Origin of the sequence: uncultured Cyclobacterium sp. (assembly GCF_963977555.1) — a bacterium.
Classification (GTDB): Bacteria; Bacteroidota; Bacteroidia; order Cytophagales; family Cyclobacteriaceae; genus Cyclobacterium.
The window spans coordinates 233,366-246,814 of record NZ_CAXBPD010000002.1; the positions used below are offsets into that span (position 1 = coordinate 233,366).

12 protein-coding genes are annotated in these 13,449 nt (G+C 41.1%); all 12 read left to right on the plus strand.

What is annotated here, in order from left to right; all coding sequences use genetic code 11:
* Window positions 1-18: 18 nt before the first annotated feature.
* The 12 genes from AAC073_RS03275 to AAC073_RS03330 all read left to right on the plus strand — a co-directional run bounded on the left by AAC073_RS03275 (window position 19) and on the right by AAC073_RS03330 (window position 13,444).
* Complete coding sequence (locus AAC073_RS03275; RefSeq protein ID WP_339922404.1) at window positions 19-1,062, plus strand: homocysteine S-methyltransferase family protein; 1,044 nt, start codon at window positions 19-21, stop codon at window positions 1,060-1,062.
* A 4-nt stretch (window positions 1,063-1,066) separates the two neighbouring features.
* On the plus strand, window positions 1,067-3,781 hold the full coding sequence (gene metH, locus AAC073_RS03280) for a methionine synthase (protein WP_339922405.1): 2,715 nt from the start codon (window positions 1,067-1,069) through the stop codon (window positions 3,779-3,781).
* A 162-nt stretch (window positions 3,782-3,943) separates the two neighbouring features.
* Window positions 3,944-4,897 (plus strand): methylenetetrahydrofolate reductase [NAD(P)H], encoded by a 954-nt coding sequence (gene metF, locus AAC073_RS03285; protein ID WP_339922406.1) that lies wholly within the window; start codon window positions 3,944-3,946, stop codon window positions 4,895-4,897.
* A gap of 19 nt (window positions 4,898-4,916) precedes the next feature.
* Window positions 4,917-5,381, plus strand: coding sequence for a hypothetical protein (locus tag AAC073_RS03290; RefSeq protein ID WP_339922407.1), 465 nt, complete (start codon window positions 4,917-4,919; stop codon window positions 5,379-5,381).
* Window positions 5,378-6,796, plus strand: a complete 1,419-nt coding sequence (locus AAC073_RS03295) for an HD domain-containing protein (protein WP_339922408.1) — start codon at window positions 5,378-5,380, stop codon at window positions 6,794-6,796. Before AAC073_RS03290 ends, AAC073_RS03295 begins: the two co-directional genes overlap by 4 nt.
* 5 nt (window positions 6,797-6,801) lie before the next feature.
* Window positions 6,802-7,530 carry a hypothetical protein gene (locus AAC073_RS03300; protein ID WP_339922409.1) on the plus strand — a complete coding sequence of 243 codons (729 nt, stop codon included), beginning with the start codon at window positions 6,802-6,804 and terminating at the stop codon, window positions 7,528-7,530.
* A 441-nt stretch (window positions 7,531-7,971) separates the two neighbouring features.
* A complete protein-coding gene (locus AAC073_RS03305; RefSeq protein WP_339922411.1) occupies window positions 7,972-8,502 on the plus strand; it encodes a hypothetical protein in 531 nt (176 codons plus the stop codon).
* Between the two features lie 697 nt (window positions 8,503-9,199).
* Window positions 9,200-10,447, plus strand: a complete 1,248-nt coding sequence (locus AAC073_RS03310; RefSeq protein WP_339922412.1) for a dihydroorotase — start codon at window positions 9,200-9,202, stop codon at window positions 10,445-10,447.
* Window positions 10,440-10,955 carry a DUF4199 domain-containing protein gene (locus AAC073_RS03315; RefSeq protein ID WP_339922413.1) on the plus strand — a complete coding sequence of 172 codons (516 nt, stop codon included), beginning with the start codon at window positions 10,440-10,442 and terminating at the stop codon, window positions 10,953-10,955. Before AAC073_RS03310 ends, AAC073_RS03315 begins: the two co-directional genes overlap by 8 nt.
* Window positions 10,956-10,967: 12 nt before the next feature.
* Entirely contained in the window at window positions 10,968-11,516 is a 549-nt protein-coding gene (locus tag AAC073_RS03320) for a DUF4199 domain-containing protein (protein ID WP_339922414.1), read from the plus strand.
* A 6-nt stretch (window positions 11,517-11,522) separates the two neighbouring features.
* The gene (locus tag AAC073_RS03325; RefSeq protein WP_339922415.1) at window positions 11,523-12,485 is read left to right on the plus strand and encodes a glycosyltransferase family 2 protein; all 963 of its coding nucleotides are present in this window, start codon (window positions 11,523-11,525) and stop codon (window positions 12,483-12,485) included.
* A complete protein-coding gene (locus tag AAC073_RS03330) occupies window positions 12,485-13,444 on the plus strand; it encodes a glycosyltransferase (protein ID WP_339922416.1) in 960 nt (319 codons plus the stop codon). The genes AAC073_RS03325 and AAC073_RS03330 overlap by 1 nt, the downstream gene beginning before the upstream one ends.
* Window positions 13,445-13,449: the final 5 nt, after the last annotated feature.

Below are 13,449 nucleotides of genomic sequence, written 5' to 3' on the forward strand. Positions count from 1 at the left end.
AATTAATATACGAACCACATGGAAAGAAGAACTGACTTATTACTCCAACAATTACAAAAGCGAATTTTGATATTGGATGGTGCTATGGGTACCATGATACAAAGATACGGCCTACAGGAAGAAGATTTTAGAAATCAAGAGCTTGCTGCTGTAAAGAAATCCTTAAAAGGAAACAATGACTTACTTTCTTTGACCCGTCCGGGAATTATCAAGGACATACATAAAGCCTATTTTGAAGCTGGAGCCGATATTGTCGAAACCAATACCTTTAGTAGCACATCTATCGCTCAGGAAGATTATGGTCTATCTGAAATAGCCTATAAACTTAATTATGAATCAGCAAAGATTGCGCGTGAAGTAGCGGATGATTTCTCTGCCAGAGAACGGGATAAACCCAGGTTTGTCGCTGGGGCAATTGGACCTACCAATAGGACCGCTTCCTTGTCACCAGATGTCAATGATCCAGGATTTAGAGCTGTTAGCTTTGATCAACTGGTGGAAGCCTATTCAGAGCAGATAGAAGGCTTAATAGAGGGTGGGGTTGACCTTCTTTTGGTAGAAACAGTTTTTGATACTTTAAACGCCAAAGCAGCCATTTTTGCTATTCAGGAAGTGTATGAAAAGCGAAACATCCCCTTAGAACCAACAGAAGGTGGTATCCCTATTATGGTTTCAGGTACCATTACGGATGCCTCTGGAAGGACCCTTTCAGGCCAGACTACCGAGGCATTTTTGATCTCTATTTCACATGTTCCTTTACTTAGTATTGGATTAAACTGTGCATTAGGAGCTGCCGAATTGAGACCTTATCTAAAGGTGCTTTCAGATAAATCCCCCTTTAATGTGAGCGTTTATCCCAATGCAGGACTTCCCAATGAGTTTGGTGAATACGATCAGGGACCAGAAGAAATGAGTGAGGAAGTGACCCTGTTTTTGAAACAAGGTTGGCTCAATATTGTAGGTGGATGTTGTGGGACTACCCCTGAGCATATAGCAGCCTTGGCAAAGTCAGCCAGTAATTTCCCACCTAGAATTAAGCAGGTATTAACCGAAGAAGATTAATTTCATGAGCAATTCTACAAAAGTGTCCAACTTACAGTTATCAGGATTAGAACCCTTGGTTTTCAATAAGACCTTAAATTTTGTAAATATAGGGGAGCGTACCAATGTAACTGGTTCTAAGAAATTCGCAAGGCTTGTTCTTAATGACAATTATGATGAAGCCCTAGAAGTGGCTCTGGATCAGGTAAGGGGAGGAGCTCAGATTCTCGACGTCTGTATGGATGAAGCCATGCTTGATGGCGAAGCTGCTATGGTGAAATTCCTTAATCTAGTGGCTTCTGAACCAGAAATTAGCCGGATCCCGGTAATGGTCGATAGCTCCAAATGGAAGATTATTCTGGCAGGACTCAAATGTATTCAAGGCAAGGGAATTGTTAATTCAATTAGCTTAAAGAATGGTGAGGAGGAGTTTTTGTACCAAGCCAAAATGATCAAGAAGTTCGGTGCAGCAGTTGTTGTCATGGCTTTTGATGAAAAGGGACAAGCAGATACCTATGATCGACGCATTGAAATATGCAAAAAATCCTATGACCTACTGACACAAAAGATAAAATTCAAACCCCAGGACATTATTTTTGATCCGAATGTCTTTCCAGTGGCTACTGGTATGGACGAACATAAAAACAATGCCGTAGATTATTTTCGTGCCACGAAATGGATAAAGGAAAACCTACCTGGTGCAAAAGTAAGTGGAGGGGTGAGCAATGTCTCGTTCTCATTTAGAGGGAATAACCCTGTAAGAGAAGCCATGCATGCAGTATTTTTATACCATGCCATCCAACATGGCATGGATATGGGGATCGTCAATCCAGCAATGCTGGAAATATACGATGATATTCCAAAGGAATTGCTGGAGCGGGTAGAGGATGTAATGTGGAACAAGAGAGAGGATGCTACCGAAAGGTTGCTCGATTTTGCTGATTCTGTAAAATCCCGGGGAAAAAAGGGCAAAGAAGACGAAGCCTGGAGAAGTTTTACAGTAGAAAAGCGAATGCAGCATGCCTTGGTCAAAGGAGTGCTAGACTATATCTTGGAAGATACGGAAGAAGCAAGGCTAAAATTAAAGGATGCGCTAAAGGTAATAGAAGGTCCTCTCATGGATGGGATGAATGTTGTTGGAGACCTGTTTGGGGAAGGGAAAATGTTCTTGCCTCAAGTAGTGAAAAGTGCAAGGGTAATGAAAAAAGCCGTAGCCTACCTCGAGCCATTCATGCCTTTGCCAGGCACCAATGAGACGACAGGTGAGCAAGAAGACAATGTGAAAAGGATTTTATTGGCTACTGTCAAAGGTGATGTCCATGACATTGGTAAAAATATCGTGGGCGTAGTGCTGGCTTGTAACTCTTACAAGATTATTGATTTGGGGGTGATGGTGGAAACGGATCGAATCATTCAGGAAGCGCTAGACAATAATGCCCATATTATAGGTCTAAGTGGATTGATTACACCATCTCTTGATGAAATGGTAAATGTGGCTGCTGAAATGGAAAGGAGAGGTTTGGATATACCTCTTTTAATAGGAGGGGCGACCACTTCTAGAATTCACACAGCAGTGAAAATTGATCCGGTATACAGTGGCATAGTAGTACATGTTGCAGATGCTTCTAAATCAGTTCCAGTAGCAGGAGACGCCATAAATAAAGAAACCAGAGCCGCGTATAAAAAGGAAATAAAGGCTACTTATCAGAAACTTCGCGAGGTACATGCCGCCAAGCAGGAAGTTAAACAAATGGCCACCTATAAAGAAGCCAAATCAAACCCTGTAGCCATTGATTGGGCAAACTATGTACCTGTAGAACCAAATAAAATAGGAGTATCGGTATTAAATGACCTGGACCTCTCTGTCATTAGAGAATACATAGATTGGACACCTTTTTTCAGTACTTGGATGCTATCAGGTAGATTTCCAAAGATTCTAAAGGATCCAGTGGTAGGAACTGAAGCACTCAAATTATACAATGACGCTAACAAGATGCTTGACCGAATAATCAACGAGGGTTGGTTAAAAGCCAATGCTGTCTTCGGTCTTTTTCCTGTGCAAAGGTCAGGAGACGATTTGGTGGTAGATCCGCAATTCACGGGAGGGAAACCCTACTCCTTTCATTTTCTAAGACAGCAGGGGCGAAAGGGAAAGAATGTTCCTAACCGGTCTTTGACAGATTATATTCATCCAGATGCTACGGATTATATGGGCGGCTTTGCTGTGACAGCAGGCCTGAACATTGAAGAGAAGCTCAAGGATTTTAAGGAGCAGGGAGATGATTACAATGACATTATGTTGAAAGCCATGGCAGATCGCTTGGCTGAAGCAGCTGCGGAATACTTGCATTTAAGGGTTAGGAAAGATTTCTGGGGCTATTCACCTGACGAGTCTTTGGAAAATGAAGCCTTAATTAAGGAAACATACACGGGTATTCGTCCAGCACCGGGATATCCTGCTTGTCCTGAGCATTCAGAGAAAAGGACGCTCTTTGACTTGTTGGAGGTGGAGAAAAATGCCCGTATGACGCTAACAGATAGCTTTGCAATGTATCCAACCTCCTCTGTGAGCGGGTTTTATTTTGGTCATCCAGAAAGTAAATATTTTGGTTTAGGCAAAATTGGCGAAGACCAGGTTGCCGACTATGCACGTAGAAAAGGAGTTTCCTTAGCGCAAGCGGAAAAATGGCTTTCGCCCAACCTTGCTTATACACCAAAATTAACTTCCGCACCCCAATAGGTCTGCAGCACCAATAGGAGTAATTGAATCAATAGCGCTACCTTTACTTATTCCGTCAGTAATAATTGGACTATGGCCTGTTATAGGATTCAAGAAGTTTAGCGTAGAGAATAAATTCAGAAATTTTTAAAAGCACCTTATATTGCTTATCAATATACTATCATGAAGGTTACCGAATACTTAAAAGATACAGATAAAACGCATTTTTCTTTTGAAATTCTTCCTCCGCTTAAAGGACAGAGTTTGACCAATCTATTAGAAGGAATTACCCCTCTAATGGAATTCAATCCCCCTTTTATAGATGTCACTTATCACAGAGAGGAGTACATCTATAAAAAGCACGCCAATGGATTCCTTGAAAAAATAAGTACCAGGAAACGACCAGGGACAGTCGGAATTTGTGCGGCGATCATGAACAAGTTTAAGGTAGATGCAGTGCCTCATTTATTATGTGGAGGATTTTCCAAGGAAGAGACGGAGAATGCACTTATCGATTTGTATTTTATAGGAGTAGAGAATGTATTGGCCTTAAGGGGGGATGCCCCAAAATTGGAACCGAATTTCACTCCCAATAAAGATGGGCACCGGTTTGCCTCCGAGCTTGTAGCGCAAATCACAGGAATGAATCAGGGTAAATACCTTCATGACGAGACGGAGGTTGGCTTTCAAACCGACTTCTGTATAGGAGTTGCTGGCTATCCTGAAAAACACTTTGAAGCACCCAGTCTGAATTTCGATTTAAAAAAATTGAAGGCGAAAATTGCCGCTGGTGCTACCTATATTGTAACCCAAATGTTTTTCGACAATCAAAAATATTTTGATTTCGTAGAAAAGGTAAGGGAAGCAGGAATAAATGTTCCGATCATTCCAGGGTTGAAACCCATCACTACGCTTTCACAGATGGTTAATTTGCCGAAAATGTTTTTCTTGGATTTGCCTGATGATTTAATGGTCGAATTGGAAAAATGCAAAAACAATGCTGATGTTAAAGAAGTAGGGATTGAGTGGGCCATACAGCAAAGTAAGGAATTGGTTAAATATGGTGTGCCTACTTTGCATTATTACACCATGAGTAAAGCCGATACCACTTATAAGGTGGCCAAAGAGGTGTTTTAACAAATAAAAAAGTAAAATTGTGGACTATAAGGAAGTAAGTAAACAGTTTACCCATACAGGTCAATTAAGTTTTCAGGACAAAAGTGGAACCAGCTTTACTTTGATAAAAGCGGAACTATGGGAACCGGAAATGGAGGGCCTATTTCTGGTGCATGAAATTTATCAGTTAAAATCCTTAGTAGGTAACTTTTCTGATGTTGCCTTGGACATAGTAGAATATGCAGCAGACCAGACTATTTTCCTTAGTCCACAACCGACATGGAATATAAATAAAGGTAAATCCGGTGGATTAATTAAGTTTGCATTGGTAAGCTCAGCCTACTGGAAGCAGCTACTTCACCAAATTAGGGAAATAGTATTTCTGAAATGGGAGGATGATGTGCTGCCTTCAGCTATCAAAGGGACTCAAAATTTTCCTTTCAACAGGAAATCAAGGGTTATGGAGCTACATGAAGACGGTAGAGTGAAAATAATAAATGGATGAATCTGACAAATTCTTTGGGAAATATTCAAACCTTTGAAAAGGTTGGTGAGATAGCCGATAAATTAAATCTAGAATCCTATGTAGTAGGTGGCTATGTTCGGGATATCCTATTAAAACGGCCAAGCAAGGACATTGACTTTGTATGCATCGGTGATGGAATAAAGTTGGCAAAAGCAGTGGCTGATTCCCTGGACAACAAACCTCCTGTTTCGGTTTTCAAAAATTTTGGTACAGCCATGATAAAAATGGATGACTGGGAGCTGGAATTTGTAGGTGCGAGAAAAGAGTCTTACCAAATCGATTCTCGAAAACCTAAAGTAGAGGCGGGAACGCTTCAGGAGGACCAGGAACGAAGGGATTTCACCATCAATACCCTTGGTATTTCCTTGAATGGCAAAAATTTCGGAGAACTTTTGGATCCCTTTGATGGGGTCAAAGACCTTAAAAGAAAAATCATTCGTACGCCTACAGATCCCAACATTACTTTCTCGGATGATCCCTTGCGGATGATGCGTGCTGTCCGATTTGCTGCCCAGTTAAAATTTGACATTGAAGCCAGTACCTTTGATGGGATCATCAATAATTCCCACCGAATGTCTATAATTTCTGGTGAGCGGACCATAGTAGAGCTCAATAAAATTATAATGTCTGATAAGCCCTCTTATGGTTTTAAGTTGCTTTTTGTCAGTGGATTGCTAAAAGAGTTTTTTCCAGAGATGGTGGCGCTTCAGGGGGTAGATTCAGTAGGAGACAAGTCACACAAAGATAATTTTTACCATACTTTACAAGTACTGGACAATGTGGCTTCCAGGTCAAATAGCCTTTGGCTAAGATGGGCTGCCATTATGCACGACATTGCCAAGCCACCTACCAAGCGATTTAACCAAAAAGTGGGTTGGACCTTCCATGGACACGAAGACAAAGGAGCCAGAATGGTCCCCGGAATTTTCAGAAGATTAAAGCTTCCTATGGATGAAAGGATGAAATATGTGCAAAAATTAGTAAAATTACATCTCAGACCCATCGCCTTAGTGAATGAGACGGTAACTGATGCAGCTGTAAGAAGACTTCTTTTTGAAGCTGGAGATGATGTAGATGACCTAATGCAGCTTTGTAGAGCAGACGTTACCTCTAAAAACAACAGTAAAGTCAAACGATTTTTAGCCAATTTTGACAGGGTAGAAATCAAACTTCAGGAGGTAGAATCAAAAGATCAGGTAAGAAATTTTCAACCTCCTGTATCTGGTGACGAAATCATGGTTATATTTGGTTTGAAACCATCAAGGGTGGTCGGAGATTTAAAAGAAGAAATCAAAGAAGCCATCCTGGAGGGACATATTCAAAACAATAAAAATGAAGCCTTGGAGTTAATGTACAAGTTAGCTGCAAAAAAAGGAATAGTGAAAACAACTTAAGATAGATGATGAAAATGAAATTTGCCGTATTGATTTTGTTGCTGTGCATCAGCGCACAAAATATTTCCCTTGCCCAGGAAGAAACAAAAATCACCCCTGCTACAAAGGAGTCCAGTGAAAGCATCAAAGCTAAAAATGAATCGGATAACAGGATCTATTCTCTTGCCATGAGATACAATGATGCCTCTGTGGCTAAATTAAAGCTCTATGAGTTGATGGAAAGGAATCCTGGAAATCTTGCTTATGCTGAAACCCTATCTTCCATGTATTTCGAAATGGAACAGTATGGTTCTGCAGCCCTTGTTGCCCTGGATTTATTAGAAAGAAATGACAAAAGTTTGACAGCCTTAGAAGTGGCTGCATTTTCTCTTGAGCAATTGGGTGCATTAGAACGTGCATTGCCACATTTCGAGTCACTTCATTTATTGTCAGGTGACTTGTTCAGCTTGTATAAAGCGGGGTACCTTCAGTACACATTAAAGAAATACGATGAGGGGCTAAACTCTGTTAACATGTTGATTAAGGACAGCAAAGCCGCAGAGCAAAAATTGAACTTCCCAAAAGGAGAAAACAATGAGATGCAAGAAGTAAGCATGGTGGCTGCCGCTCAAAACCTTAAAGGCTTGATCTACAAAGATCAAGGAAGTGTTGCAGAAGCCAAAACTGCTTTTGAAGCCGCTTTGGCTGATAACCCTGATTTTGAATTGGCCAAAGAAAATTTGGCTGGATTATAAAATATTCACATTTCTATTATTACGTGTTGGATACCCCAAAGCATAGAATTTTGCTTTGGGGTATCCAATTCTCGTTTATGGATATTTAGTATTGGTGAAAACTGATTTGAAGACAGTGAAACGTTACATAATGATGCCTACTTAGGGAGATTTTGTCAGCATTGTTGCAGAAAAAAAGCAACAATACCGCCAAAATCGCGTAATGCTCATTGTTTTTCCAAGGGCTTTGGCCCTTGGCTACAAAAATGTCACTCCTCTGGAGTTTTTCGTATTTATGAAAGTTCACAGGCCACATTTACAAAGAAACCTCTGTCCGATTTAAAATTGTCCTAATAAAACGGCCAAATCCTCATTGCGAATCCTTTCGAGTGGCTATGGCGTAGGGAAGGGGTGTGGCAGTTTCAACCTACCGTCACTGCGAAGCCTTTTGGGAGGGCAAAAGTGAGGAAAGGCTGCGGCAGTCTCGATCAATCCTCATTGCGAACCCTTTCGGGTGGTCATGGCGTAGGGAAGGGGTGTGGCAATCCCAGCTGTTTAAGTATTCACGAAACTTTATCAACAGTAAGGACCAATCAATCTACTAGCGAGGGATTCCCACGGCTTTCTTCCCACAAAGCCCTCGCTAAGCCTCGGAATGACGATCATTTTCCGTCATTGCGAACCCTTTCGGGTGGCCATGGCGTAGGGAAAGGGTGTGGCAATCCCAGCTGTTTAAGTATTCACGAAACTTTATCAACAGTAAGGACCAATCAATCTACTAGCGAGGGATTCCCACGGCTTTCTTCCCACAAAGCCCTCGCTAAGCCTCGGAATGACGATCATTTTCCGTCATTGCGAACCCTTTTGGGTGGCCATGGCGTAGGGAAGGGATGTGGCAATCCCGGCTGGTTAAGTATTCACGAAACTTTATCAGCAAGAATGACAAAACCAGGATATACCGCGAGAATAATTACCTGCGAGGGATTCCAATGACTTTCACCGCGCACAAAATATTCTCTAAACTTACCGATAACGGATTTTTCATAAAACTGAATTGGGTTAAAGTCATATGGTAAATTAATTTCCGCCTTGTAGCTTTTTGGGGTTAAAAAATTTGAGCAGGGATTGGCAAAGGCACAGGCACTGTTTGACGAAGTTTTTGGTTTAGATAACATCCATAAAGTAACTCAAATATTAAAACCAAAAACATGGAGTTTGCCTGAGTGCGGGAGGCCTTAAATTTTAGCCAAAAAGATATTCAGCAGCGGGCTTTTCCCCGAAGTCTCAGGACAGGTTGGTTACTTTTTGGGCCACTGACTAGGGTCAGGACAGGCCTGCAGCAAAAAAGTGATAATCGAAATGGTGAAAGACTCGGTGTAGATATACTAAATTGTTTTTGATTTAAAATCTCAATTAGAGTTACAATTGTTCTAGCAATATCGTTCCATCGTCATTACTAACCATTTTTAGGGGAGTGTGCCGTTGGTAAGACTGCGGCAGTCCCTCATTACCGATGATCTTCGCAACATTCTCCAATCAAAGCCCAACTGGGGATTTCATTGCCAAATTGATTGATTAAGCCTAATCCGAATTTAAGAAAGGATTAAAATGATATTTGCTTCAGGCTTTCCTCCGTTTTATTTCCATTTTAGGGAATAAAATTGCAGTTTTGCAAAAATAAAAACAGCTCATGACCGTACGCTTCCAGTCACTGAAAATCATCACAGAAAAAGAAATCCTACCTGCCGCTGATTATGTATTTGATGGAGAAACCATAAAAAAAGCAAACAGGGACAATGCTACTGAAGACCAAATACTGGTTGATTGTAAGGGCTTATTGGGCTCAAAGGGATGGACTGATTTAAGGTGTTTTTCTGGTGAACCGGGTCAGGAGTACCGCGAGACCCTTGAAAGCCTGGCAAATGCCTTAATGCAAGGGGGCATGACTGAAGCAGTTCTGCTTCCTAATAGCAATCCCCCCATTCAGTCTAAAAGTGAGGTGGCTTATTTAAAGAACCACAGCCATCTATTGTTTCCAACCTTTAATGTGCAGGCGGCTGTTACTAAAAATTTTGAAGGCAAGGAGCTAACTGAAATGTTGGACTTGAACCATTACGGTGTGAAGCTGTTTGGTGAAGGTTTGGTCTCCCTCGCTCATTCAGACCGCATGATGAAGGCATTGCAATACCTTCAAAAATTCAATGGCGTATTGTTCGATCAAAGTCAGGATCCTATGCTGGCTCTTTTTGGTCAAATGCATGAAGGTATTCCTTCCACCATGTTGGGGTTAAAAGGCATCCCTGACCTGGCTGAAGAAGTCGCGGTACAAAAAAACCTGGAAATCCTTCGGTATACAGGAGGTAAGCTGCATTTTCAAACCATAAGCACTCGCGGTGCAGTGGCCCAAATTCGGAAAGCCAAGAAAGAAGGTTTAGCAGTGACTGCGGATGTTTCCATCTACCAATTACTTTTTACTGACGATGATTTATTGGATTTTGATACCCGACTAAAAGTACTTCCCCCTTTTCGAGGAAAAGCACAACAAGCAGCGCTAATTGAAGGACTAAAGGATGGGACGATTGATGCTTTGGTCTCCAACCATATTCCTCATGAGCCAGATGCTAAAAACATGGAGTTTGACCTTTCCCCATTTGGGATGGCTGGTTTGCCTACCTTTGTGCCTGCAGTGGTCAAATTATCGAAGGAGTTGGGGTATCCCTTATTGATTGAAAAGCTAACCAAAGGTCCTCAGGCCATCTTAGGGAACGAAGCCAAGGAATGGAACAGTCTCACCGTATTTGATCCTAATGAAGAATGGTTATTTGATGAAAAAAGCAACGCCTCCTTGGCTGATAATAACCCTTACTTCAATCAAACATTAAATGGAAAAGTAAAATACCTGATAAACCAGGGCAAAATTGAAGGGTTAAATGAATAGGTATTTAAAAGCAGCGTTACCCTTTGGACTATATGGTGGAGGCTTGTGTTTCCTGGGATATTTGACGATTTATTTGTTGGATATTGAGCCTATTAGTATGAATTTAATTATTGGCTACCTCGTTACGCCCATTTTTGTATTCTTTGGGGTGAAAAGTTTCCGGGACAATTTTAACGGCGGAAATCTTTATTTTGGACAGGGAATGACGGTAGGCTTTTTTACCTACACAATTATTGCCATGATTTCTGCACTTTATATTTTTGGGAGTATTCAGTTAGATGAGGAATTGTTTACCACCTTCAGACAAATCAATCTTGAGTTGATGAGCGCGAATAAAACGGTTTTAGAGGAAAACCTGAATGAAGCGGCCTATGAAGAAACATATGCCAATATTTCGAAAATGTCCATTTTTGATGTAGCATTAAACGATTTTTTAAGAAAAATATTCCCTGGTTTGTTCTTTACCATCATAATTTCCATAATTTTAAAGAGAAACGTTGAATTTTAAATAGCTGTAATTATGGAACAACAAACAATATCCCCATCTAAGGCTGCACTTAAACCTGGATTTGTCACTGGCTTAATTATGTTGGTGATTACTTTTATAATTTATTTTATAGACTATACTTATTTAGTATCCGCTTGGTATGGTTTTGTATCCATCATTTTTTTCTTTGGACTTGTGATCTATTTTGGTAGGCAATACCGGAAGGAAATTGGTGGTTTTATGACATTTGGCACAGCTTTTCAGTTTGCCTTTGTCACTTTAATTATTGCTGGATTGGTTGCCATGGTAGGTAATATACTGTTGTACCAAGTAATCCATCCCGGCTTGTCTGAGCTTTTGGTGAAAGTTCAACTTGAAAACATGATGGACATGCTCGATAATTTCGGTGCGGGTGACAGTCTTTCAAGTGACCAAATTAAGGACATGCGTACAGATATGGAGGAGGCCTATACCTTTGGAGGACAAATCAAAAGTTTTGGAATTGCCTTAATCATCTATGCCATTCTGTCCTTAATTCTAGGCGCTATTATCAAAAAGAGAGATAAATCAACTGACTTTTAATTGAGTATGCCCCAAATTTCTATTATTATACCTGTTTACGATGAAGAAGAATCATTGCCGGAGTTACAGGCATGGATTGTAAAGGTAATGGAAACAAAAGGCCTCAGTTATGAAGTTATTTATGTAGACGATGGCTCCAAAGATGATTCCTGGCAGGTGATCAGCGACTTGTCTTTGCGGAATGGGAATGTGAAAGCCATCAAATTTATTCGTAATTATGGTAAATCTGCAGCACTAAATGTAGGTTTTTCAAAAGCCACGGGTGAAGTGGTGGTTACCATGGATGCTGATTTGCAGGATAGCCCAGAGGAGATTCCAGCGCTATACCGCATGATCACAGAAGAGGGCTTTGACCTTGTCAGTGGCTGGAAACGCAAACGCCATGACCCTATGTCCAAAACCATCCCTTCCCGTTTATTCAATGGGGTAACCAGGTTTATCTCTGGTATTAAGCTTCATGATTTCAATTGTGGCTTGAAAGCCTATTCCAACAAAGTCGCAAAAAATATAGACATCTACGGGGAAATGCACCGGTACATCCCCCTTATTGCCAAGTGGAATGGCTTTGGCAAAATAGGCGAAAAAGAAGTGGCCCACAGTCCCAGAAAATACGGTACAACCAAATTCGGTATTGAGCGTTTTGTCAATGGTTTTTTAGATTTGATTTCCGTTTCATTTGTCAATCGATACCGGAAGAACCCCATGCACTTTTTTGGAAGTTTGGGATCCCTTTCCTTTGTATCCGGTTTTGTGATTACAGTCTGGTTAATCTACGAGAAAATTTCGGGCCTTAGAAATGGTTTGCACGTAAGAGAAATTACCGACCAACCTTTGTTTTTTCTTGCCCTTGTCGCACTGATTGTAGGTGTACAGCTATTTCTTACCGGTTTTATGGCAGAAATGATGACCTCTAACAGCACCCATAAGAGCGATTATAATATTGACGACGAAATTAATGGAGAAGCCTAATGCGTTTTTCGGTGATCATCCCCGTTTACAATCGCCCTGAGGAACTCCAAAATTTACTTGAAAGCCTGAGTCTTCAGACGTTTAGTGACTTTGAGGTAGTCATAATAGAAGATGGCTCGGAGCAATCTTCTAAGGCTATTATTGGTGAATTTCAGGAGAGCATCAACCTAAACTATCACTTTCAGGAAAATACCGGACAGGGCTTTGCCCGCAACAAGGGCATAGCATTGGCAAAAGGCGACTATTTTGTTTTCTTTGATTCTGATTGTGTGATTCCGGCTGACTATTTGAAAATCCTTGATGCAGCCATTGAAGAGCGGAAACTGGATGCGCATGGTGGCCCGGATGATGCAGGAGAAAGTTTTTCTTCCTGGCAAAAGGCCATGAATTTTAGCATGACTGCTTATCTGACCACGGGTGGCATACGTGGAAAAATGAAAAAACCTGCCAAGTACCAGGCCCGTGGATACAATATGGGTTTTTCCAGAGAAGTGTATCAAAGGGTAGGGGGATTTATTCATCCCAACATGGCCGAGGACATAGAGCTTAGCATTCGGATCAAAAAAGCCGGTTTTAAGTTGGAATTGGTGCGTGAGGCCTTTGTGTACCATCACCGGAAAAATGATTTTTCATCCTTTTTCCGCCAGAGTCATCAATTTGGTAGGAATCGCGTTTTCATCACCCAATTTCACAAAGACGCCCTCAAACTGGTGCATTTGCTTCCGTTGGTTTTTTTATTAGGCCTTTTGGTTCTTCCATTGGCTTTTCTGATGTTTTCGCCGTTAGGGTATGCAATAGGTGCCGTGTATTTACTTTGGACAATTGCGGTTTTCTTCAGTTCCGGTCCAGGTTTAAAAGTAAAATGCTTAGCCTTGCTGACCTCCTATGGACAATTGATAGGATATGGTACAGGAGTACTGCGGGAAGCCATAAAGCCAGCATCCAAAAAGCACCATTAAGCCCA

Coding starts and splice junctions, on each gene's coding strand:
- AAC073_RS03275 (WP_339922404.1), top strand. CDS start 19: ATGGAAAGAAGAACTGACTTATTACTCCAACAATTACAAAAGCGAATT.
- metH (WP_339922405.1), top strand. CDS start 1,067: ATGAGCAATTCTACAAAAGTGTCCAACTTACAGTTATCAGGATTAGAA.
- metF (WP_339922406.1), top strand. CDS start 3,944: ATGAAGGTTACCGAATACTTAAAAGATACAGATAAAACGCATTTTTCT.
- AAC073_RS03295 (WP_339922408.1), top strand. CDS start 5,378: ATGAATCTGACAAATTCTTTGGGAAATATTCAAACCTTTGAAAAGGTT.
- AAC073_RS03300 (WP_339922409.1), top strand. CDS start 6,802: ATGATGAAAATGAAATTTGCCGTATTGATTTTGTTGCTGTGCATCAGC.
- AAC073_RS03310 (WP_339922412.1), top strand. CDS start 9,200: ATGACCGTACGCTTCCAGTCACTGAAAATCATCACAGAAAAAGAAATC.
- AAC073_RS03315 (WP_339922413.1), top strand. CDS start 10,440: ATGAATAGGTATTTAAAAGCAGCGTTACCCTTTGGACTATATGGTGGA.
- AAC073_RS03320 (WP_339922414.1), top strand. CDS start 10,968: ATGGAACAACAAACAATATCCCCATCTAAGGCTGCACTTAAACCTGGA.
- AAC073_RS03325 (WP_339922415.1), top strand. CDS start 11,523: ATGCCCCAAATTTCTATTATTATACCTGTTTACGATGAAGAAGAATCA.
- AAC073_RS03330 (WP_339922416.1), top strand. CDS start 12,485: ATGCGTTTTTCGGTGATCATCCCCGTTTACAATCGCCCTGAGGAACTC.